General features: G+C 72.1%; 18 protein-coding genes. 9 read left to right on the top strand and 9 right to left on the bottom strand.

Annotated elements, in window-relative coordinates:
- Window positions 1-150 precede the first annotated feature (150 nt).
- The 3 genes from ACFV7Q_RS29785 to ACFV7Q_RS29775 are packed head-to-tail and all read left to right on the top strand — an operon-like array spanning window position 151 to window position 2,206.
- Complete coding sequence (locus tag ACFV7Q_RS29785; protein WP_385433027.1) at window positions 151-1,062, top strand: NUDIX hydrolase; 912 nt, start codon at window positions 151-153, stop codon at window positions 1,060-1,062.
- Entirely contained in the window at window positions 1,059-1,904 is an 846-nt protein-coding gene (locus tag ACFV7Q_RS29780; RefSeq protein ID WP_385433025.1) for an MBL fold metallo-hydrolase, read from the top strand. Before ACFV7Q_RS29785 ends, ACFV7Q_RS29780 begins: the two co-directional genes overlap by 4 nt.
- Window positions 1,901-2,206 (top strand): hypothetical protein, encoded by a 306-nt coding sequence (locus ACFV7Q_RS29775; protein WP_385433023.1) that lies wholly within the window; start codon window positions 1,901-1,903, stop codon window positions 2,204-2,206. Before ACFV7Q_RS29780 ends, ACFV7Q_RS29775 begins: the two co-directional genes overlap by 4 nt.
- Window positions 2,207-2,330: 124 nt before the next feature.
- Here the strand turns inward: ACFV7Q_RS29775 and ACFV7Q_RS29770 are convergent, their stop codons facing one another.
- Entirely contained in the window at window positions 2,331-3,131 is an 801-nt protein-coding gene (locus ACFV7Q_RS29770; RefSeq protein ID WP_385433021.1) for a nucleotidyltransferase, read from the bottom strand.
- A 185-nt stretch (window positions 3,132-3,316) separates the two neighbouring features.
- Window positions 3,317-3,991 (bottom strand): Crp/Fnr family transcriptional regulator, encoded by a 675-nt coding sequence (locus ACFV7Q_RS29765; protein WP_010473292.1) that lies wholly within the window; start codon window positions 3,989-3,991, stop codon window positions 3,317-3,319.
- Between the two features lie 362 nt (window positions 3,992-4,353).
- Here ACFV7Q_RS29765 and nth point away from each other — a divergent pair, with 362 nt between their 5' ends.
- From nth to ACFV7Q_RS29750, 3 genes are all read left to right on the top strand, one after another.
- A complete protein-coding gene (gene nth, locus ACFV7Q_RS29760) occupies window positions 4,354-5,112 on the top strand; it encodes an endonuclease III (protein ID WP_385433019.1) in 759 nt (252 codons plus the stop codon).
- A 205-nt stretch (window positions 5,113-5,317) separates the two neighbouring features.
- Window positions 5,318-6,097 carry an NUDIX hydrolase gene (locus tag ACFV7Q_RS29755; RefSeq protein WP_385433017.1) on the top strand — a complete coding sequence of 260 codons (780 nt, stop codon included), beginning with the start codon at window positions 5,318-5,320 and terminating at the stop codon, window positions 6,095-6,097.
- A 13-nt stretch (window positions 6,098-6,110) separates the two neighbouring features.
- The gene (locus tag ACFV7Q_RS29750) at window positions 6,111-7,313 is read left to right on the top strand and encodes a MarP family serine protease (protein WP_385433015.1); all 1,203 of its coding nucleotides are present in this window, start codon (window positions 6,111-6,113) and stop codon (window positions 7,311-7,313) included.
- Between the two features lie 397 nt (window positions 7,314-7,710).
- Here ACFV7Q_RS29750 and ACFV7Q_RS29745 read toward each other — a convergent pair whose 3' ends face one another.
- The 5 genes from ACFV7Q_RS29745 to ACFV7Q_RS29725 form a co-directional block, all read right to left on the bottom strand.
- On the bottom strand, window positions 7,711-8,667 hold the full coding sequence (locus tag ACFV7Q_RS29745) for an alpha/beta fold hydrolase (protein ID WP_385433013.1): 957 nt from the start codon (window positions 8,665-8,667) through the stop codon (window positions 7,711-7,713).
- Window positions 8,664-9,122 (bottom strand): phage holin family protein, encoded by a 459-nt coding sequence (locus ACFV7Q_RS29740; RefSeq protein WP_385433011.1) that lies wholly within the window; start codon window positions 9,120-9,122, stop codon window positions 8,664-8,666. Before ACFV7Q_RS29740 ends, ACFV7Q_RS29745 begins: the two co-directional genes overlap by 4 nt.
- 61 nt (window positions 9,123-9,183) lie before the next feature.
- Window positions 9,184-10,617, bottom strand: a complete 1,434-nt coding sequence (gene nhaA / locus ACFV7Q_RS29735; RefSeq protein WP_385433009.1) for a Na+/H+ antiporter NhaA — start codon at window positions 10,615-10,617, stop codon at window positions 9,184-9,186.
- Window positions 10,618-10,833: 216 nt separating this feature from the next.
- Window positions 10,834-12,789, bottom strand: coding sequence for an acetate--CoA ligase (gene acs, locus ACFV7Q_RS29730; protein ID WP_385433007.1), 1,956 nt, complete (start codon window positions 12,787-12,789; stop codon window positions 10,834-10,836).
- A gap of 209 nt (window positions 12,790-12,998) precedes the next feature.
- On the bottom strand, window positions 12,999-15,485 hold the full coding sequence (locus ACFV7Q_RS29725; RefSeq protein ID WP_385433005.1) for a SulP family inorganic anion transporter: 2,487 nt from the start codon (window positions 15,483-15,485) through the stop codon (window positions 12,999-13,001).
- Window positions 15,486-15,780: 295 nt separating this feature from the next.
- On the opposite strand from ACFV7Q_RS29725, the gene ACFV7Q_RS29720 reads away from it, so the two are divergent.
- A complete protein-coding gene (locus tag ACFV7Q_RS29720) occupies window positions 15,781-17,085 on the top strand; it encodes a hypothetical protein (protein ID WP_385433003.1) in 1,305 nt (434 codons plus the stop codon).
- Here the strand turns inward: ACFV7Q_RS29720 and ACFV7Q_RS29715 are convergent.
- Window positions 17,027-18,079: an ATP-binding protein gene (locus ACFV7Q_RS29715; protein ID WP_385433001.1), complete on the bottom strand. Its 1,053-nt coding sequence runs from the start codon at window positions 18,077-18,079 to the stop codon at window positions 17,027-17,029. The genes ACFV7Q_RS29720 and ACFV7Q_RS29715 overlap by 59 nt on opposite strands.
- A gap of 109 nt (window positions 18,080-18,188) precedes the next feature.
- On the opposite strand from ACFV7Q_RS29715, the gene ACFV7Q_RS29710 reads away from it, so the two are divergent.
- Window positions 18,189-19,010: an oxidoreductase gene (locus ACFV7Q_RS29710; protein WP_385432999.1), complete on the top strand. Its 822-nt coding sequence runs from the start codon at window positions 18,189-18,191 to the stop codon at window positions 19,008-19,010.
- Window positions 19,011-19,380: 370 nt separating this feature from the next.
- On the opposite strand, the gene ACFV7Q_RS29705 is transcribed toward ACFV7Q_RS29710, so the two are convergent.
- A complete protein-coding gene (locus tag ACFV7Q_RS29705; protein ID WP_385432998.1) occupies window positions 19,381-20,298 on the bottom strand; it encodes an HAD family hydrolase in 918 nt (305 codons plus the stop codon).
- A 503-nt stretch (window positions 20,299-20,801) separates the two neighbouring features.
- Between ACFV7Q_RS29705 and ssd the strand changes: the two genes are divergently transcribed.
- Window positions 20,802-21,608, top strand: an 807-nt coding sequence (gene ssd, locus ACFV7Q_RS29700) for a septum site-determining protein Ssd (RefSeq protein WP_385433036.1), incomplete at its 3' end; no start/stop codon positions are given.

Here is a 21,608-nt window from a genome sequence, read left to right as displayed (position 1 = left end):
ACACCCCGGCACACCCCGGCGCATCCGGGGCCCCGGGCTTCTCCGGGGGGCTGCCCCGGGACCCTGCAGGGCCCGCACGCCGGCGGCGAAGCGGGCCCGCCCCCGGGGGCAGCTCTCGAACATCGGGCCGGATGGCCGTAGCATCCGGGCATGCCCCACGGTGAGCAGGCACAGCAGCGGACACACGGAGCCACCCCCGCCGGAGGGCAGTGGTACCCGCCGGAGTGGCCCGACCGGATCCGCGCGCTCGCGGACGGCTCCCTCACGCCGGTGGAGCCCAGACGCGCCGCCACCGTGATGCTGTTGAAGGACACCGCGGCCGGCCCGGTCGTGCACATGCTGCGCCGTCGGACCACCATGGCCTTCGCGGGCGGCGCGTACGCCTACCCCGGCGGCGCCGTCGACCCGCGCGACGAGGACCGCCTCGTCGGCTGGGCCGGACCGGACCTGGACGACTGGGCGGCCCGCCTGCGCACCGACGCCCGTACCGCCCAGGCCATCGTCTGCGGCGCCGTCCGCGAGACCTTCGAGGAGGCGGGCGTCCTCCTCGCGGGCGAGACCGCCGACACCGTCGTCGGGGACACCACCGGTGCGGACTGGGAGGCCGACCGGCAGGCCCTCGTCGCCCGCGAGCTGTCCTTCGCCGCCTTCCTGGACCGCCGCGGCCTGCTGCTGCGCTCCGACCTGCTCGGCGCGTGGGCCCGCTGGATCACCCCGGAGTTCGAGCCGCGCCGCTACGACACCTGGTTCTTCGTCGCCGCCCTCCCCGAGGGCCAGCGCACCCGCAACGCCTCCACCGAGGCCGACCGGACCGTGTGGATCCGCCCCGCCGACGCCGCCGACGGCTACGACGGGGGCGAACTGCTGATGATGCCGCCCACCATCTCCACCCTGCGGTCGCTGGAGCCCTACCGGAGCGCCGCCGACGCCCTCGCCGCATCCGCCGGCCAGGACCTGGACCCCGTACTGGCGCAGGCGGCGCTGGAGAACGGCGAGGTGGTGCTCAGCTGGCCCGGCCACGACGAGTTCACGAAGCGCGTCACCTTCGGAGGTGGGTCGTGACCGATGCCGCAGCCCTGCCCGGCCAGCCCCGCGGAGTGGCCTCCTCCGGGCCGGCCACCGCCCGCGCCACCAACGTCCTGGCCCCGAACGCCTCGGCCATGACCCTCGACGGCACCAACACCTGGCTCGTCTCCGAGCCCGACTCCGACCTCGCCGTCGTCATCGATCCCGGCCCGCTGGACGAGGCGCACCTGCGGGCCGTCGTCGAGACCGCCGAACGGGCGGGCAAACGCATCGCGCTGACCCTCCTCACGCACGGCCACGCCGACCACGCCGAGGGCGCCGGCCGCTTCGCCGAGCTCACCGGCACCAAGGTCCGGGCCCTCGACCCGGCCCTGCGCCTCGGTGACGAGGGGCTGGCCGCAGGCGACGTGATCCGCACCGGCGGCCTGGAGCTGCGCGTGGTCCCGACCCCCGGGCACACCGCCGACTCGCTCTGCTTCCACCTGCCCGCCGACCGGGCCGTCCTGACCGGTGACACGATCCTCGGCCGGGGCACCACCGTCGTCGCCCACCCCGACGGGCGCCTCGGCGACTACCTCGACTCGCTGCGCCGGCTGCGCTCGCTGACGGTCGACGACGGCGTGCACACGGTGCTGCCCGGCCACGGCCCGGTGCTGGACGACGCGCAGGGCGCGGTGGAGTACTACCTCGCCCACCGTGCGCACCGGCTCGCCCAGGTCGAGACCGCCGTCGAAGACGGCTACACCACCCCGGAGGAGGTCGTCGCCCACGTCTACGCGGACGTCGACCGCTCCCTGTGGCCCGCCGCCGAGTGGTCGGTGCGGGCGCAGCTGGAGTACCTTCAAGATCACGGACTGATCCCCGGGGGGCCCGAATGAACACGCTGATCCTGCTGCTCGCCGTACTCGCCTGTGCCGCGTGGACCGCCTCGACCGTGACCCTGCGCATGAAGGCCCTGGAGCGCAGGGCGGAGCGCCTGGAGCGGCGCCTGGGCCTCGTCCTGGGCCACCTGGGCATCGAGGAGCCGGAGCCGGCGGGCCTGGAGGGCGTACGGGAGCTGCTGCGCGAAGGCCGCACGATCGAGGCGATCAAGGCCTACCGGGCCGCCACCGGGGCGGACCTGGTCGAGGCCAAGCGGGCCGTCGAAGCGATGGCGGCGGCCCTGCCGGGCCGCGCCTGACACCCCGGCAGCCGGCGCTCCCTGGCGGTCGCCGGCGCTCCCCGGCGCTACCTGGGGGTCGCCACCGCTCGCCGGCGGCGTCAGCAACCCGTCGAGGCCGCCCGCCCCGCCGGGTCGGGGCGGTCTAGCGCGGGGTCTTCGTGCCCAGGCGGGCGGTGTACTCCTCCGCCAGCCACGGCCCCAGGTCGTCGACGAGCGCACGCGGCACGGACGGGTCGGAGACCGGTTCCAGAGCCACCGCGGCGGCGGCCCGCATCTGTGCCGCGCGCTGCGGGTAGTAGCGGGCGAAGACCTCCGCGGACTCGGGGAGATCGCTGGTCCAGCCGCCCCAGCGCGGCATGACGAGCATGAGCCCCGTGCGCACCAGGTGCCGGGCGATGCCGCGGCTGAGCCGCCGGACGTCCCCGGGCGCGGCCGCCTCGTCCAGCCGGGCCCGCCAGCGGGGCAGGAGGGCCGCCAGATCGCCGTTGGTCTCGCGGGCCAGCACGGGGTCCGGGCGGTAGCGGGGCAGCTCCTCGGCGAGGTCGGGGCCGAGCAGCGGGGTGCACAGGCAGGCGAGGAACCAGCCCATGTCGTAACGTTCCTGCTCGCTCAGCAGCCGCGCCCTGCCGTACAGCAGCACACCGGCCCCGTCGATCTGCGGGAACTCCTCGTCCAGGGTCCGCGCCAGCACCTCTGCGGCGTCCCGGTCCTCGTCGGCGGGCTCGTGGTGCAGGGCGAGGAGCAGGTCGAGGTCCGAGCGCCCCGGGCAGGCCGTGCCGCGCGGTACGGACCCGTACAGGTAGGCGCTGTGCAGCCGGGGCCCGTACGCGTCGGCGACGAGGGCCCGCGCGGCGGCGACGACCGGCGCGAAGGCCTCTTGCACCCGGCCCAGCGAGCCCTCCCGCTCGAAGTACCCGTACGCGTCCACTCCCCGAGGCTCCATGGGGCCACTGTGCCCGGTCGTGTACGAGCCGGGGCACGCGGGGGCCCGTGACAGCACGGAGGGGCCCTGCCCGGGCTACCCGGGCAGGGCCCCTCCCGCGCATGCGCGTACGGGCCGGAGGACGGCCCGGCGGACCCGTCGACTTCCGGCCACCGGCTGCCGGCCACCGGCTGCGGCGGCGGGTGTCAGCGGGACCGCTTGGCCAGTCGCTCCACGTCCAGCAGGATCACGGCGCGGGCCTCCAGCCGGAGCCAGCCGCGGCCGGCGAAGTCGGCCAGGGCCTTGTTCACGGTCTCGCGGGAGGCGCCGACGAGCTGGGCGAGCTCCTCCTGCGTCAGGTCGTGCACGACGTGGATGCCCTCCTCCGACTGCACGCCGAACCGGCGCGACAGGTCCAGGAGCGCGCGGGCCACGCGGCCCGGGACGTCGGAGAAGACCAGGTCGGACATCTGGTCGTTGGTCTTGCGCAGACGGCGGGCCACCGCGCGCAGCAGGGCGCTCGCGACCTCGGGCCGGGCGTTCAGCCAGGGCTGGAGGTCGCCGTGGCCCAGGCCGAGGAGCTTGACCTCGGTGAGGGCGGTGGCGGTGGCGGTGCGCGGGCCCGGGTCGAACAGCGAGAGCTCGCCGATCAGCTCGCCGGGGCCGAGGACGGCCAGCATGTTCTCGCGGCCGTCGGGGGAGGTGCGGTGCAGCTTCACCTTGCCCTCGGTCACGACGTACAGCCGGTCACCGGGGTCGCCCTCGTGGAACAGGGCGTCGCCGCGTGCGAGAGTCACCTCGCTCATGGAGGCGCGGAGCTCCGCGGCCTGCTCGTCATCGAGCGCCGCGAACAGCGGGGCGCGCCGCAGAACGTCGTCCACGAGTCTCTCTCCTATGTCGACCAGCTCAGGGGACCGTGTTCCCCATTTTGCCGGACGCCTCAAACAGTGCGATCAATCACAAGGATGCCGGACGCACGGGCATGCTGTGCGGCGAGAGGCCAATCGGGGTGGTGTTACCTGAGGTCCGGGCGGGTTCGGGCGGCCGGGCTTAGGCTGGCCGGGTGTCCAATAAGCCGGTGAGAGCACAGGCCAAGGGGTCCGCGCGAGTGACGCGCGCGGCCGATTCAGCCGTGGGCGAACAAGCCCCCCGGGAGGTGCCGGAGCGCCCCGGGAAGCCCGAGAAGGCCCGGCCGAAGCCCCCGGGCAAAACTTCGACCAAGAAACCGGAATCCCGTCTGGCCATGATCCGCCGGGCCCGCAGGATCAATCGGGAACTGGCCGAGGTTTACCCGTACGCCCATCCCGAACTCGACTTCCGGAACCCCTTCGAACTGCTGGTTGCGACCGTCCTGTCCGCCCAGACCACAGACCTCCGCGTCAACCAGACGACGCCGGCCCTGTTCGCCGCGTACCCGACCCCGGAGGACATGGCGGCGGCCGTACCCGAGGAGCTGGAGGAGATCATCCGACCGACCGGGTTCTTCCGGGCGAAGGCCAAGGCCCTCCTCGGCATTTCGCAGGCCCTGCGGGACGACTTCGGCGGGGAGGTCCCGGGCCGTCTGGAGGACCTGGTGAACCTGCCCGGAGTCGGCCGCAAGACGGCCAACGTGGTGCTCGGCAATGCGTTCGGCGTCCCCGGGATCACCGTGGACACCCACTTCGGGCGGCTGGTGCGGCGCTGGAAGTGGACCGAGCAGGAGGACCCGGAGAAGGTCGAGGCGGAAATCTGCGCGATCTTCCCCAAGAGCGAGTGGACGATGCTCTCGCACCGCGTCGTCTTCCACGGCCGCCGCATCTGCCATGCGCGCCGGCCGGCCTGTGGCGCCTGCCCGATCGCCCCGCTCTGCCCCGCGTACGGGGAGGGCGAGACGGACCCGGAGAAGGCGAAGAAGCTGCTGAAGTACGAGAAGGGCGGCCAGCCGGGCCAGCGGCTGAACCCGCCGGCGGACTACCCGGGCCTCCCGGCCCAGCCGCTGGGCGGAGCCCCGGCGGCGGTCTGAGCAGGGCGCGGGCGGCCGCCACGGCGGCGGCCCGCGGTGGAACGAATCCGGACCGGGGCGGCGTTGTCCCGGTGTCGGTACGGCTGCGGTCCGGTGCCGGGCCGGTGCAGGGACGGCTGCAGGACGGCTGCGGTCCCGTCCCGTGCCGGGCCGGTGCCCGACGGTGTCGGCGACAGCAACAGCAACGGCAGGAGCAGGGGTGCCTATGACGCGCGGAGCGCGGGACGACAGCGGAGTGGCCCAGGCGGCCGCGCGACCGGCGCAGGACACCGGGCAGCACACCGGGCCGGGCTCCGGACCGGACTCCGCCGGGCGCCGCGACCTGCGCCTGAGCACCCGGGGGCTGCCCGACTGGCTGGACCCCGTCGTGGAGGCCGTACGGACGGTCCGCCCGACCCAGCTCAGCCGGTTCCTGCCGCCCGAGGACGGCCGGGGCCGCCAGTCCGCCGTCCTCATCCTGTTCGGGGAGGGTCCCGTCGGCCCCGAGCTGCTGCTCATGGAGCGGGCCGGGACCCTGCGCTCCCACCCCGGCCAGCCCTCCTTCCCCGGCGGCGCGCTCGATCCGGAGGACGGCGACCCGCACACCACCGGCCCGCTGCACGCCGCGCTGCGCGAGGCCGAGGAGGAGACCGGGCTCGACCCCGCCGGGGTCCAGCTCTTCGGGGTGCTGCCCGCGCTGTACATCCCGGTGAGCGAGTTCGTGGTGACCCCGGTCCTGGGCTGGTGGCGCGAGCCGAGCCCGGTGGGTGCGGTGGACCCGGCCGAGACCGCCCGCGTCTTCACCGTGCCCGTGTCCGATCTCACGGACCCCGCGAACCGCGCCACCGCCGTCCACCCCAGTGGCCACTTGGGCCCCGCTTTCACCGTCAACGATGCCCTGGTCTGGGGTTTCACCGCCGGAGTGATCGACCGGATGCTGCATTTCGCAGGTTGGGAGCGCCCATGGGACCGGTCGAGGCAGGTCCCGCTCGACTGGCGCGCATGAGACGGTGGCCCACGTGAACGTGCTGGACATCCTGTTGCTGGTCGCTGCCGTGTGGTTCGCGATCGTCGGCTACCGCCAGGGTTTCGTCGTCGGCATCCTGTCGGTGATCGGCTTCCTGGGCGGCGGCCTCATCGCCATGTCCGTGCTCCCGCTGATCTGGGACAAGGTGACCGACAACGGCACGAGGGTGTCCACCACGGTCGTGGTGATCGCCGTCGTCGTCGTCATCGTCTGCGCCTCCATCGGACAGGCCTTCACCACCCATCTCGGCAACCGCCTGCGACGCCACATCACGTGGTCGCCCGCGCGGATCCTCGACGCCACCGGCGGCGCCCTCGTGAACGTCGTCGCGATGCTGCTCGTCGCCTGGCTCATCGGATCGGCCCTCGCCGGCACATCGCTGCCCACGTTGGGCAAGGAGGTCCGCAATTCCAAGGTGTTGCTGGGCGTGTCGCGGGTGCTGCCCGCCCAGGCCGGCACCTGGTTCTCGGACTTCACCTCCACCCTCGCCCAGAACGGCTTCCCGCAGGTCTTCAGCCCGTTCTCCAACGAGCCCATCACCGAGGTCAGGGCGCCCGACCCGGCGCTCGCGCAGAGTCCCGTCGCCACGGCCGCCAAACGCTCGATCGTGAAGGTCGTCGGCACGGCGCCCAGCTGCAGCAAGGTGCTGGAGGGCACCGGCTTCGTCTTCGCCCCCGGCAAGGTCATGACCAACGCCCACGTCGTCGGCGGCGTCACGGAGCCGACCGTGCAGATCGGCGGTGAGGGCAAGCTGTACGACGGGAAGGTCGTGCTCTACGACTGGGAGCGCGACATCGCCGTCCTCGACGTGCCCAAGCTGAAGGCGCCGCCGCTGGAGTGGGCCGACAAGGACGCGGTGAGCGGCAACGACGCGATCGTCGCGGGCTTCCCGGAGAACGGCGCGTACGACGTCCGCCCGGCGCGCGTCCGCGGCCGGATCAACGCCAACGGCCCGGACATCTACCACCGCGGCACCGTTCGCCGCGACGTGTACTCGCTGTACGCGACCGTCCGCCAGGGCAACTCGGGAGGCCCGCTCCTGACCTCGGACGGCAAGGTGTACGGGGTCGTCTTCGCGAAGTCCCTCGACGACCCGAACACCGGTTACGCGTTGACGGCGGACGAGGTCCGCGACGACATCCGGATCGGGAAGGCCGCGGAACGACGGGTCGACAGCCAGGGCTGCGCCCTGTGAGTCGTACGGACCGGCGAGCCCGTCCGGGTGGGTGAGCCCGTCCGGGTGGGCTCGCCGGTCCGTACGGCCCCGGATCCGCCCCGGCTACGTCCGCGGATGGCGCAGCCGCGCCGACATCCAGCGGGCCCGGCGGCGCAGGATGCGCGGAATCCCGAGTCGGGGGTCGCGGCCCTCGCGGCCGGTCCTCCCGTGCCCGCCCGGCGTCACAGCCGGGCGGTGGTCGTGTGCGGTGTCACCGTGGTCGTGCGTCCAGCCCATACAACGAGCTGTGCCCGGGCGCAAAGGTCGGTAACCCCGTCCGGCGCGCCCAATTGGCCTATGCGCCGGGCAATTGAATGCCCGTAGGACAGTAAGACCGACAATCCGTCAGATGGCAGTGACGGAAGGGAGTCGAGCGTCAGCGGTCGGGTTCCGGGTCCTTGAGCCAGTTCACCAGCTCGGCCGAGAACGCGACCGGGTCCTCCTCGTGCGGGAAGTGTCCGAGCCCGTCGAACAGCCGCCAGCGGTAAGGGGCTTCGACGTACTCGCCGGAGCCCGCGGCGCTGCGCGTCCGCATCACCGGGTCGAGCGAGCCGTGCAGGTGCAGGGTCGGCACCCGCACCGGCATCTTCATCCGGCGGTTGAACTGGAGCCCGTCCGGCCGGGCCATGGAGCGCATCATCCAGCGGTACGGCTCGATCGAGCAGTGTGCGGTGGACGGGATGCACATCGCCCGCCGGTACACGGCGAGGTCCTCCTCGGCCACGTCCTCCTGGAGCCGCGGCCCGGACCAGTCGCGGATCAACTCACCGACGAGGGCGCCGTCGTCGGCTACGAGTTGCCGTTCGGGGAGGAACGGCCGCTGGAAGCCCCAGATGTGTGAACTCGCCCTGGTCTGTCCGAAGTCGGACAGCATCGCCGAGCGCCAGCGGCGCGGGTGCGGCATCGAGGAGACGACGAGCCGGCGCACGAGCTTGGGTCGCATCACGGCCGCCGTCCAGGCGAGGTAGCCGCCCAGGTCGTGCCCCACCAGGGCGGCGTCCGGCTCGCCGAGGGACCGGATGACGCCGGTGACGTCGAGCGCGAGGTTGGCCGGGTCGTAGCCGCGGGGGGTGCGGTCGCTGCCGCCGACCCCGCGCAGGTCCATCGCGACGGCGCGGTACCCGGCATCGGCCAGCGCGGTCAGCTGGTGCCGCCAGGTCCACCAGAACTGCGGGAAGCCGTGGAGCAGGAGCACCAGCGGCCCGTCGCCGAGTTCGGCGACGTGGAACCGGGCCCCGTTGGCCGCGACGTCCCGGTGCGTCCAGGGGCCGTCGAGGCGCACCGCCGTCGCGGCGGTGGGCGGAGTGCTGGAGTCCGGTGCGGTCGCTGTCATGAGGACGAGCGTGCCACACCCACGGCCTGGTCACTCACCGACCGCGGATGCGGCTTGACGGTCTGCAGGACGGCAGCCGTCTCCTTGACCGAGGCGATGCTCTTCTGCGGCGGCTTGACCTTCTTGAACTTCGACACGGAGATCAACGCGAGCAAGCCCGCCAGCAGCAGGAACGCCACGCCGACGATGAGGAACGACCAGGCGAGGCCGAGCCCCAAGTTGTGGATCCCGTACGCCGCGGCGAAGCTCAGCACCGGCAGGGAGAAGAGGGCGAACACGCCGGCGATCGAGATGGCGATGCCGCCGGTCGCCCCGCGCCGGACGTCCTCGCGGAGCTCGGCCTTGGCGAGGGCGATCTCGTCGTGCACCAGGGCGGACATCTCGGCGGTGGCCGAGGCGACCAGCTGGCCGAGTGTGCGCTCGGCTCCTTGCGCCCCTTGGTCCACTGCGGTCATCGCTCTCTCCCTCTGTCGTCGGCCGGCGGCTGTCCCCCGTCGGTCACTGCGTCAGTTCAGATCATGCCGGACGGTCGCCGCCGGCGCTGGACCCGGGCGCGCCTTCGGCCGGCGCGGCGGTCGCGGCTTCTGCCCTGCGACGGTGCTCCGCCGCCTTCTCCTCGTGGATCCGTGCCATCCGCAGGTGGTAGGCCGGGGTGTGCTCCTCGTAGATGTCCGGGATGCCGTCGAGGTCGTCGTCGCGCTCCTCGGCCTCGGTCAGGGCCCGGTACGTGCGGTCGCGCAGCTTGAGCAGGACGCACGCGAGGGTGGCGGCGATGAAGGAGCCGATCAGTACGGCGGCCTTGACCTCGTCCGTGAGCACCGGGTCGCCGGCGAAGGCGAGTTCACCGATCAGGAGGGAGACCGTGAAGCCGATGCCGGCGAGGGAGGCCACGGCGAGCACGTCGGGCCAGGCGAGGCCCTCGTTGAGCTCGGCCCGGGTGAAGCGGGCGGCCAGCCAGGTCCCGCCGAAGACGCCCACCGTCTTGCCGACGACCAGGCCGAGGACGACGCCGAGGGGCTCGGGCCGGGTGAAGACCTGCCCGACGGCGTCGCCGGAGAGGGCGACCCCGGCGGAGAAGAGCGCGAAGAGCGGGACGGCGAGCCCGGCCGAGAGGGGGCGGACCAGGTGCTCGATGTGCTCGCCGGGGGACTGCTCCTCGCCCTCCCGGCGGGTGCAGCGGAGCATCAGGCCCATGGTGACGCCGGCGATGGTCGCGTGGACGCCGCTGTTGTACATCAGGCCCCAGACGGCCAGGGCGAGCGGGACGTACACCCACCAACCGTGCACGCCCTTGCGCAGCAGGAACCAGAACAGGACCAGGCCGAGGAGTGCGGCGCCGAGCTGCGGGAAGTGGATGTCGCTGGTGAAGAAGATCGCGATGATCATGATCGCGAAGAGGTCGTCGACGACGGCGAGGGTCAGCAGGAAGGCGCGCAGGGCGGACGGCAGCCACGTGCCGATGACCGCGAGGACGGCGAGCGCGAAGGCGATGTCGGTGGCGGTCGGGACCGCCCACCCGTTCGTCGAGCCGCCGCCGGCCGTGTTGACGAGTACGTAGACCGCCGCGGGCATGATCATGCCGCAAGCGGCGGCGATCACGGGGAGCGCGGCCGCCTTGGGGTCGCGCAGGTCGCCCGCGACCAGCTCGCGCTTGAGCTCGATGCCGGCGACGAAGAAGAAGACGGCGAGCAGGCCGTCGGCCGCCCAGTGCTGGAGCGACAGGTCGAGGCCGAGGGTCGCCGGGCCGACGTGGAAGGTGCGGACGGCCTCGTAGCTGTCGCCGAAGGTGGGGATGTTGGCCCACAGCAGGGCGACGACCGCGGCGATGAGGAGGAGGAGGCCGCCGACCGTCTCGGTGCGCAGGGCGTCGGCTACGAAGCGCCGTTCGGGCAGGGAGAGGAGGCCGAGGAACGTGCGGCTGCGGTGGTCGGTGGGGCGGGGCGCGGCCACGAGAGGACACCTCCGGGGTGGTGGGACGGCATGCGGAACTCGTTGCCGACCAGACTTCCCGGCGCACCTGTGTTTCTTCTCTTTACGCTTCCCTTACCCTACAGGGGCGCCCGGGAACGAACTGGGCGATCGTCACCTTATGCGCGAAAGGGGCATCCGGCGTGCTGCGCCAGATGCCCCTTTCCTGGCCGGGCCGCTGCCGGACCCGGCCCGGGCTCAGTCCTCGCTGCCAGCCGTGGGCAGCTTGCTCTGGATGAGCGTCATAACGGACGAATCGGTCAGGGTGGTGACGTCACCGAGTGCGCGGTTCTCCGCGACGTCGCGCAGCAGACGGCGCATGATCTTGCCGGAGCGGGTCTTGGGCAGCTCCGCGACGGGCAGGATGCGCTTCGGCTTGGCGATGGGCCCGAGGGTGGCGCCCACGTGGTTGCGCAGGTCCGCGACGAGGTTCTCGTCCTCGTGGGCGGTGCCGCGCAGGATGACGAAGGCGACGATGGCCTGGCCGGTGGTCTCGTCGGCGGCGCCCACGACGGCCGCCTCGGCGACCGCGGGGTGCGAGACGAGCGCCGACTCCACCTCGGTGGTGGAGATGTTGTGGCCGGACACCAGCATGACGTCGTCCACCCGGCCCAGCAGCCAGATGTCGCCGTCCTCGTCCTTCTTGGCGCCGTCGCCCGCGAAGTAGCGGCCCTCGAAACGGGACCAGTAGGTGTCCACGAAACGCTGGTCGTCACCCCAGATGGTGCGCAGCATCGACGGCCACGGCTCGGTGAGGACCAGGTAGCCGCCACCGCCGTTCGGGACCTCGCGGCCCTCGTCGTCCACGACCGTGGCGCCGATGCCGGGCAGTGCGCGCTGCGCCGAGCCCGGCTTGGTCTCGGTGACGCCGGGCAGCGGCGAGATCATCATCGCGCCGGTCTCGGTCTGCCACCAGGTGTCCACGATGGGGCAGCGGTCGCCACCGATGTGCTTGCGGTACCAGATCCAGGCCTCGGGATTGATCGGCTCGCCGACCGAGCCGAGCACGCGCAGGCTCGACAGGTCGAACTTCGCGGGGATGTCGTCGCCCCACTTCATGAACGTACGGATCGCGGTGGGCGCGGTGTACAGGACGGTGACGCCGTACTTCTGCACGACCTCCCAGAACCGGCCCTGGTGCGGGGTGTCCGGGGTGCCCTCGTACAGCACCTGCGTGGCGCCGTTGGAGAGCGGCCCGTAGACGATGTAGGAGTGGCCGGTCACCCAGCCGATGTCGGCGGTGCACCAGTAGACGTCGGTCTCCGGCTTGAGGTCGAAGACGGCGTGGTGCGTGTACGAGGTCTGCGTCAGGTAGCCGCCGGAGGTGTGCAGGATGCCCTTGGGCTTACCCGTGGTCCCGGAGGTGTAGAGGATGAACAGCGGGTGCTCGGCGTCGAAGGCCTGCGGGGTGTGCTCCGGGGACTGGCGGCCCACCGTCTCGTCCCACCACAGGTCACGGCCCTCGGTGAAGGCGGTCTCCTGGCCGGTGCGGCGCACCACGAGCACGTGCTCGACCTGCGGGCACTTGGCGACGGCCTCGTCGATGGCGGGCTTGAGCGCGGAGGGCTTGCCGCGGCGGTAGCCGCCGTCGGCGGTGATGACCAGCTTGGCGTCGGCGTCCTGGATGCGGGAGGCCACGGCGTCGGCGGAGAAACCGCCGAAGACCACCGAGTGCGCTGCGCCGATCCGGGCGCAGGCGAGCATCGCCACGACGGCCTCGGGGATCATGGGCAGGTAGACCGCGACCCGGTCGCCGGCCCCGATGCCCAGCTCGGTCAAGGCGTTGGCGGCCCGACAGACCTCGTCCTTGAGCTCGGCGTAGGTGATCGCGCGACTGTCGCCCGGCTCGCCCTCGAAGTGGAGGGCGACGCGGTCACCGTTGCCGGCCTCGACGTGCCGGTCCACGCAGTTGTAGGCCACGTTCAGCTTGCCGTCCGCGAACCACTTGGCGAAGGGCGGGTTGGTCCAGTCGAGGGTCTCGGTCGGCTCCACCGCCCAGGACAGGCGACGGGCCTGCTCGGCCCAGAAGCCCAGCCGGTCCGCCTCGGCCTCTGCGTACGCCGCTGTCGTCACGTTGGCGGCGGCGGCCAGATCGGCGGGCGGTGCGAACCGCCGCTCCTCCTTGAGCAGATTGGCCAGGCTCTCGTTGCTCACGACATCTCCCTTTCCCAGGGTGTCCGTTGTGTCCCCGGGGAATAGCTCATCAGTCGGACGCCCAGGTGACAAGGGCTGGCCCTAGATTGGTTTAGACCTATAGCACGCCGGGGCTACGCGCGCGAGTGGCCCCTTCCCGCTGCAGGATGCGGTAAGGGGCCAGTCGGTTGCACGGATAGGGGAGGGTATCGGTTCGGACAGCCCTGGTTTCAGGCGTGTTGGCCGACAGTGTCAAAAACCCGACAGTCGAAAAAATCCTCTCCCTCCGACAGCAGGTATGCCTGGGCCTCGCCCACGTGGAAGTACATTCCGTGCAGCTCCAGCGTGCCGTCGGCGAGGCGCCGGGCCACCGATTCGTGCGCCCTGAGGTGCTCCAGCTGCTGCACCACGTTGGTCAGGCACAGCTGCTCGACGGCGTCCGCGGGAAGCCGGCCCGCGATCCGGGTCCATGCGTGGTGGCGGCTGTCCATCCGCCGCAGGCTGGGGACGCCGTGCCGCAGCCACCGGCTCAGGGGGGTCACCGGGTCGCCCGGGTCCGAGTTGAGCAGGGCCTGCATGGCCCCGCAGCCGGAGTGTCCGCACACCGTGATGCTGTCCACCTTCAAGACGTCCACCGCGTACTCGATGGCCGCCGCGACGGAGTCGTCCGAGGTCTCGGCACCCGGCAGGGGGACCAGGTTGCCGACGTTGCGGACGGTGAACAGGTCGCCCGGCCCGCTCGCCGTGATCATGCTGGTGACGAGGCGGGAGTCCGCGCAGGTCAGGAAGAGCTGCGAGGGCCGCTGTCCCTCGCGGGCCAGCCGGGCGAGCTCGTCGCGGACGTGGGGGGCGGTGTCCCGCTGGAAGGCGGTGATCCCGCTGGCCAGCCGGTTGGCGCCGCGGCTGCGCGGGGCCGGGGCCCGGTGGTCGCAGTGGTTCTTCCACGGGGTCCAGGGCCGGCAGCAGTGGTGGCCGTCGCGCTGGGCGGCGGGCTCGCCGCCCGCCCGGGGCGCTGCCTCGCCCCGGGCGTCGGGGTCCGGCCCGGCGGCGTTCGCCCCCGCGGGGTCCTTCCTGGCGGGGTCCTTCCCGCGGGTGGCCAGTCCGTCGTCGAACCGTCCGTCGTCGAACGGTCCGTCGTCGGGGTCGTCGTCGAACGATCGCGCGCCGACGGGGTCGTCGGTGCCCGGGGCGGCGGCGCCGTGCGCACCCTCCGCCGGGCGGGCCCTCACCTCCAGCGAACCACCGTGTGCCAGATGGGAGTCCTGCCAGTCCTGGAGCGTCTCGTACGCGGCGTGGTCCATGAACGAGCCGTCCATCCTGATGACCACGTGCCCCTGGTGCGGGATCTGGTTCAGCGTCCGGCTCAGCCGTGGCACCGCCAGGAACGTCAACGGGCCGCGTACCCGTACGTGGTGGACGCCGTCCCGCTCCTCCACCGTGATCCGGGTCCGGGTCAGCCGGTGCAGGGCCACGGCCACGGCCGCCGCGATCCCGATCGCGACGCCCTCCAAAACACCGCCGAGCACCACGGCCACGACCGTCGTGGCGTACACCAGGAACTCCCGATGCCGGGTGACGTTGCGCATGTGGGTGATGCTGACCATCTGCACCCCGACCACCATCACGAGCGCGGCCAGAGCCGCCAGTGGGATCAGGTCGAGGGCCGGGACCAGCAGCGCGGCTGCGAGCACCACCCACAAGCCGTGCAACATGGCCGATTTCCGACTGGTCGCCCCGGACTTCACGTTGGCCACGCTGCGCACGGCCACACCGGTGATGGGCAGTCCGCCACACGCTCCGGAGACGATGTTCGCCGCGCCCTGGCCGCGCAGCTCGCGGTCGAGGTCGGCGCGCGGCGGCCGGTCGGCCGTGGACCGCTCGGAGGCGATCAGCTTGTCCGTGGCGACCGCGGACAGCAGGGATTCCACGCTGCCGACCAGGGTGATCGTCAGGACGGCGGCGATGAGGCCGAGGACGGGGCCCTCGGGCAGCTCGGGCAGGGCGTGGCTGCGCCAGGAGGGCAGGTCCACCCGCGGCAGGCTCAGCCCGGCCAGGGCCGCGCAGGCGGTGGCCGTGCCGACGGCAGCGAGCGCGGCCGGCACCTTCCGCAGGGCGCGGCCGCAACGCCCGGGAAGCCGCGGCCAGCCGAGCAGAACGGCCAGGGTCAGCACGCTGACGCCGAGTGCGGTCGGGTGGATGTCGGCCAACTGGGCCGGCAGTTCGCGGACGTTGGCCACGGCCGAGCTCTGCGGGGTGCCGCCGAGGACGATGTGCAGCTGGGCCAGGGCGATCGTGACCCCGATGCCCGCGAGCATGCCGTGCACGATGGCGGGGCTCACCATCAGCGCGGACCGGGCGGTGCGCAGGGCGGCGAGCCCCAGTTGGCAGCAGCCGGCGAGCACGGTGATGGCGCAGGTCGTGCGCCATCCGTAGCGCTGGATCAACTCCGCGGTGACCACGGTGAGTCCGGCGGCGGGGCCGCTCACCTGGAGCGGCGCGCCGCCCAGGCATCCGACCACGATGCCGCCCGCGGCGGCGGCCACCAGTCCGGCCTGGAGCGGGGCGCCGGTGGCCAGGGCGATGCCGAGGGAGAGGGGCAGGGCGATCAGGAACACGGTCAGGGAGGCGGAGAGGTCCGCCCCGAGGTCGGTTCGGGGCTTCTTGCCGGGCGAGTCGTCGAGCTCGTCGGCGGGGCGCTTGGGGAAGGTGGCTGTCACGGGTCCCGTCTCCTCTGTGAGGGATGAAGCGGCGGGAAGTGGCGGAAACTGGCGGGAAGTGCGGGAAGTGGCTGGAATCGATGGAAATCCGTCAGAAGTATCAACACTCAGTAAATGAAAGGTAATGGAGAGTAAAGCTCCGCGGAAGGTAATACGGGCAAACGGCCTAAAGAATCCCACCCCTGGGTGATTAAGCATTTTGTACGGCTTGTCATACCTTCTCTCGGGCGCACCGCATGGGACGTTGCGGCACGGAAGCGAAGTCCCGCGGTGCGACTGGAGGAGAGGTGGGCGGATGATCGCCGCCACGAAGAAGACCGCCGGCGGCCTGGTCGCCATGGCACTGGCCCTGGGGGCTGCCGGCTGCAGCAGTTCGGAATCCGCCCGCCCGCAGGTGAAGAAGGGTGCCGCTGCCCCCCAGGCCCCCGGCAGCGTCCACCGGGCCATCGGCGACGGCTCGACCGCGTACACCGGCCCGCAGCCGAACGTGCAGAAGGCGCGGAGGCTGAAGCCGGGCGAGAAGCCCCCGCAGTTCGTGGTGTTCTCGTGGGACGGGGCCGGTGAGGACAGCCAGAAGCTCTTCTCGCACTTCCGTGAGGTCGGCAAGAAGTACAACGCGCGGATGACGTACTTCCTCAGCGGGCTGTACCTGCTCCCGGAGGAGAAACGTTCTCTCTATACCGCCCCGCAGCATGACCCCGGCCGCTCCGACATCGGCTTCGGTGACCTGCAGGGCATCAAGGACACCGCCGTGCAGCTCCGCGCCGCATGGCTGGAGGGCAACGAGATCGGCACCCACTTCAACGGCCACTTCTGCGGCCCCGACGGTGGCGTCGGCACCTGGTCCGTCGAGGAGTGGAAGAGCGAGATCAACCAGGCCAAGTCCTTCGTCAAGAACTGGAAGACCAACGCGGGGCTGAAGCAGATGGAGGCGCTCCCCTTCGACTACGACAAGGAGCTCATCGGCGCCCGCACCCCCTGCCTCGAAGGCCAGAAGAACTTCATGCTCGCCGCCAAGGAGATGGGCGGCTTCCGATACGACTCCAGCGGCATCAGCAAGCAGGTCTGGCCGAAGAAGACCGACGGCCTGTGGGACCTGCCGCTGCAGCTGGTGCCCCTGCCCGGCCGCGCCTTCGACACCCTGAGCATGGACTACAACTACATGGTCAACCAGTCCGGGACGACCACGCAGGGCGAGCCCTCGCAGCACGCCTACTGGGGCAACCAGATGCGCGACGGCCTGATCCAGGCCTTCGAGCGGGCCTACGCGGGCAACCGCGCGCCCCTGATCATCGGCAACCACTTCGAATCCTGGAACGGCGGCACCTACATGCGTGCCGTCGAGGAGACCATCAAGACGGTCTGCACCCGCCCGGAGGTCCGCTGCGTGCCCTTCCGTGAGCTCGTCGACTGGCTGGACGCGCAGGACCCGCAGGCCCTGGAGTGGCTGCGCACCCTCGACGTCGGCGAAGCACCGCAAGAGGGCTGGACGAAGTTCCTGACGGCGGGGCCGCCGGTCAAGCCGACCGCCCCCACCGGGGTCAAGCCGGCTGCGGAGCCGGACGCGGAGCCGACGTCGGCTGGTGCGGACGAGGACTGAGCGCTCCCGCCGCCCCCGGCGCCGCGCAGGCATCCTCCCGCAGGACGAACCCGGGGTCGACCTGGGCCGCCAGGTCGACCCCGGTCTTCGCATTGCCCCAGCTCTCCGCGTTGCGCAGGTGGAAGTGCACCATCTGCGCCGTGTACCGCTCCCAGTCGCGCAGGGCGTACGAGCCGTCGGCCGCCTCCCGAAGGACCCCCAGGGCCTGCCGGTTGTCCGCCTCCAACTGCCCGAACGCGGGCGGACGGCCCTTCTCCATCGCCCGCACCCAGTCCGACTGGCCGACGCTGACGAGCAGGTCCTCGCCCACCTCGTCCCGCAGGAACGCCACGTCGTCCGGGCCCTGCACCTTGTTGCCTACCACCTTGAGCACGATCCCGAAGTCCCGGGCGTACTCCTTGTACTGGCGGTAGACGGAGACGCCCTTGCGCGTCGGCTCGGCAACGAGGAACGTCACGTCGAACCGGGTGAACATGCCCGAGGCGAAGGAGTCCGAGCCGGCGGTCATGTCGACGACCACGTACTCGTCGGGCCCGTCGACCAAGTGGTTGAGGCACAGCTCCACCGCCCCGACCTTGGAGTGGTAGCAGGCCACGCCCAGGTCCGACTCGGTGAACGGCCCGGTCGCCATCAGCCGTACGGGCCTCCCGTCGAGCGGTACCGGGCGCGCGCAGGCCTCGTACACCGGGTTGTCCTCGGTCACCCGCAGCAGGCGCGAGCCGGCGCCCGGCGGAGTCGTCTTGATCATCGAATCGGCCGACGCGATGCGCGGGTTGGAGCCCCGCAGGTAATCCTTGATCAGCGGCAGGTGCGCGCCGAGGGCCGGCAGCGCGGCCGCCTGCTCCTCGTCGAGGCCGAGCGCGGCAGCCAGGTGCTGGTTGATGTCGGCGTCCACCGCGACGACCGGGGCCCCGGCCGCGGCGAGGTGCCGGATGAACAGGGCGGACAGCGTCGTCTTGCCGCTGCCGCCCTTTCCCACGAAAGCGATCTTCATGTTCACGAAGCGTAGCTGCTCGATCGCATTGAGTGGCGCATCCGAGTGAAGAAGACCACTCCAAGGAGGGGTCGGTGCTATGGCCGTCGAGTGCGTAGGCTCCCTACTTATGAGTAGTGCTGCCGACCCGCTGGCCGCCCTGGGTTCGCTCCCGGGCGTCGCCGAGACCGTGGACTCCGTACGCAAGGCCGTCGACCGGGTCTACGGGCACCGGATCATGCGCCGCCGCAGCGCGGAGCTGACCTCGGAGGCCGCCCTGCGCGCAGCCCGGGGGAGCGCGGCGCTGTCCGGGGCCGACTGGGCGCTGGAGGAGGTGCGCCGGCGGACCGACTTCGGTGCGGATCCCGAGGCGCGCGCCGTCGGCGCCGCCCTGCGCCTCACCGCCGAGGCCGGGCAGCTGTTGAGCATCTGGCGGCAGTCCCCGCTGCGCGTGCTGGCCCGCCTGCACCTGGTGGCCTCCGGATCGACGGCCGACGGCGACGTGGTGGGCCGGCCCCGCCTGGCCGGCGAGCCGGTGGACGAGCCCCTGATCGAGCAGCCGCTGCCCCCCGCCGACGAGGTCGCGGGCCGACTGGACGGCCTGTCGAGGCTGGTGATCGCGGGCACTGCGGCCCCGGCGCTGGTGCTGTCGGCGGTGGTGCACGGGGAGCTGCTGGCGCTACGCCCGTTCGCCTCGCACAACGGGCTGGTCGCACGGGCGGCCGAGCGCATCGTGCTGATCAACAGCGGCCTCGACCCGAAGGCGATCTGCCCGGCCGAAGTCGGCCACGCGGAGCTGGGGCGGGAGGCTTACCTGGAGGCCTTCGCCGGCTACGTGTCCGGCACGCCGGAGGGCGTGGCGCAGTGGATCGCCCACTGCGGGCGGGCCGTGGAGCTGGGCGTCCGTGAGACGACGGCGGTCTGCGAAGCCCTGCAGCGCGGCGCCGCGTAACGGGCCCGTACACAGGGTTGCGGCGACACCGTGCTGCTGTGGTGTCGCCGCTGGCATTCACGCCCAGTTACCAAGCGTCCTCGATATGTGCCCATCAGGTCGGGGTCTTTGCCCGTCACCTGGTGCGGCTGGCCCGTAATCGACGGGTCGACGTCGCGTGGGTGCTCGGCGTTCCTGCAATCGGTCCGTGGGGCCTCTCCTGCGTTCTAAAGATGATCCTCTCGGATGGTCTTCGGTCTCGCGGGCCGTGATTCCTTTGTACTCCGCTCCAGTGGCAAGCGGAACCCCTGGCTGATTTTTTTACTTTCCGGGATGATCGCGGGCGAACCGGACAGGCGGTGTCCGTGCACGTCAGGACGCCGGCGGTGTCTCAGGCGGAGGCCGCCGCGGCAGCGGCGGTGCTCACGGTGGCCGCGGCAGCGGCGGCGACCGCCAGCGCGCCGGAGCGGCGCCGGTTCGCGTACCAGACGAGCCCCGCCGTGGCCGCGGCCGCACCCACCGCCGCCGCGGCGACCAGTGCCGGACGGGCGGGCATGGACAGCCCGGGGAGCCGCTGCTTCAGACGTACCGGCCGGTTGAACACCAGCACCGGCCACTCGCGTGCCACCGCCTCGCGCCGCAGGGCGCGGTCGGGGTTGACGGCGTGGGGGTGGCCGACCGCCTCCAGCATGGGGATGTCGGTCACGGAATCGCTGTAGGCGTAGCAGCGGGACAGGTCGTAGCCCTCGGACTCCGCCAGCTCCCGCACGGCCTCGGCCTTCGTGGGGCCGTACGCGTAGTACTCGATCTCACCGGTGAAGCAGCCGTCCTCCCCGATGACCATCCGCGTCGCGACGACCCGGTCCGCGCCGAGCATCTCGCCGATCGGCTCGACCACCTCCGCGCCGGACGTCGAGACGATCACCACGTCGCGGCCGGCGGTGTGGTGGGCCTCGATGAGGGACGCGGCCTCGTCGTAGATCAGCGGGTCGATGAGGTCGTGCAGCGTTTCGGCGACGATCTCGCGCACCTGCTGCACGTTCCACCCCTTGCAGAGCCCGGACAGGTACTCCCGCATCCGCTCCATCTGGTCGTGGTCGGCTCCGCCGACCAAGTAGATGAACTGGGTGTACGCGGTGCGCAGCACGGCCCGGCGGTTGATGAGACCGCCGTGGTAGAAGGACTTGCTGAACGTCAGAGTGCTTGACTTCGCAATGACCGTCTTGTCCAGGTCGAAGAAGGCTGCGGTACGGGGCGACGAGTGCGGCAAGGGCTGGATTTCCACGCCCCGAGCATATGCGCCCACCATTCGGCGTAAGGTGTGGCGCGTGGGTTTGCCTGAGAAGGCTCTCGGGTACACCATGGAAGTCACGGATCGTTCGCGACCGTGCTAACCCGGTCTGGCTCCTCCCCCCCCGAGTCGGACCGTGGGGACGACCCCCGCTCTCCCCCCCGGCGGGGGTCGTCGCATGTCCGGACGCGGTTCACGTCCTCGCCCCCGGTATCACGTGCCCATCACTGCGGCCCCCCTTCGTCGGCGGGCCCGTGTGACGGAGGCCCTTACCGCTCCAGACTCGTCACGGTGCGTAGTGGTTCCGGCGCGTTCCGGAACTCACCCGTTGGAGTGACGGAGTTATTCACAAGGCTCCCGATGTCCACGGTTTTCGAGCAAGATCCACTTCTTTTTCCGGATCCCTGCACGGTGATTCCGGCCGCGAAGTCCGCGGCGCCGGCATTTGCCATGAGAAGGGGGCGGAGATCGTGGCTGGATCGAAGTCGTGTGAACGGCGCGAGCTCGTCGGGTCAGGCGGAATCAGGCCAGTGGCTCCGGAGGGAGGGCCGCCGCCCGCAGGCGGTCGACCGCTGATCGTCACCGAGGACCCGTTGCTCCTCGACGACCTGCTGAGGCTGTGCGCGGCAGCCGGCGCCGAACCCCATGTGCACCACGCGCTGCCCGGGCCGAGCGGAGGCGGTGACGGCGGGGGGAGCGGTCCGGAGGGGCCGTCCGGCCGCACCGGCGGTCCGGCCGGAAGCGTCGGGTGGGAGTCCGCGCCGCTGGTCCTCGTCGGGGACGATGCCGCCCGCCGCGTGCGCGGGGCGCCGCGCCGGCCCGGGGTGCTGCTCGTCGGCAGGGACCTGGACGACCCCCTCGTGTGGCAGCGGGCGGTGGAGATCGGCGCCGAGGAGGTGCTGCGGCTCCCCGACGCCGAGACCCTGCTCGTCGACCGCATCGCGGACGTCGTCGAAGGGGCAGGGAAGAGCGCCCTGGCCGTCGGCGTCATCGGCGGCAGCGGCGGCGCCGGGGCCTCCACGCTCGCGTGCGCCCTGGCCGTCAGGGCCGCCCGGGCCGGCGAGCGGACCATCCTCATCGACGGCGACCCGCTGGGCGGCGGCATGGACGTGCTGCTCGGCGGCGAGGGCGCGGCGGGGCTCCGCTGGCCGGACCTCGCAGGTTCCCGCGGCCGGGTCGGCGCGGGCGCGCTGGAGGAGTCCCTGCCCGAGCTGCACGCGCTGCGCGTCCTGAGCTGGGACCGGGGCGACCGGGTGGTGGTGCCGCCCGCCGCGATGCGCTCGGTGGTCGCCGCCGCGCGCCGCCGGGGCGGGGTCGTGGTCGTGGAC

This window comes from Streptomyces sp. NPDC059851, from assembly GCF_042732005.1.
Lineage (GTDB): Bacteria > Actinomycetota > Actinomycetes > Streptomycetales > Streptomycetaceae > Streptomyces.
Note: the sequence above shows the minus strand (reverse complement) of the source record. Positions and strands in the feature narration are given on the sequence as shown.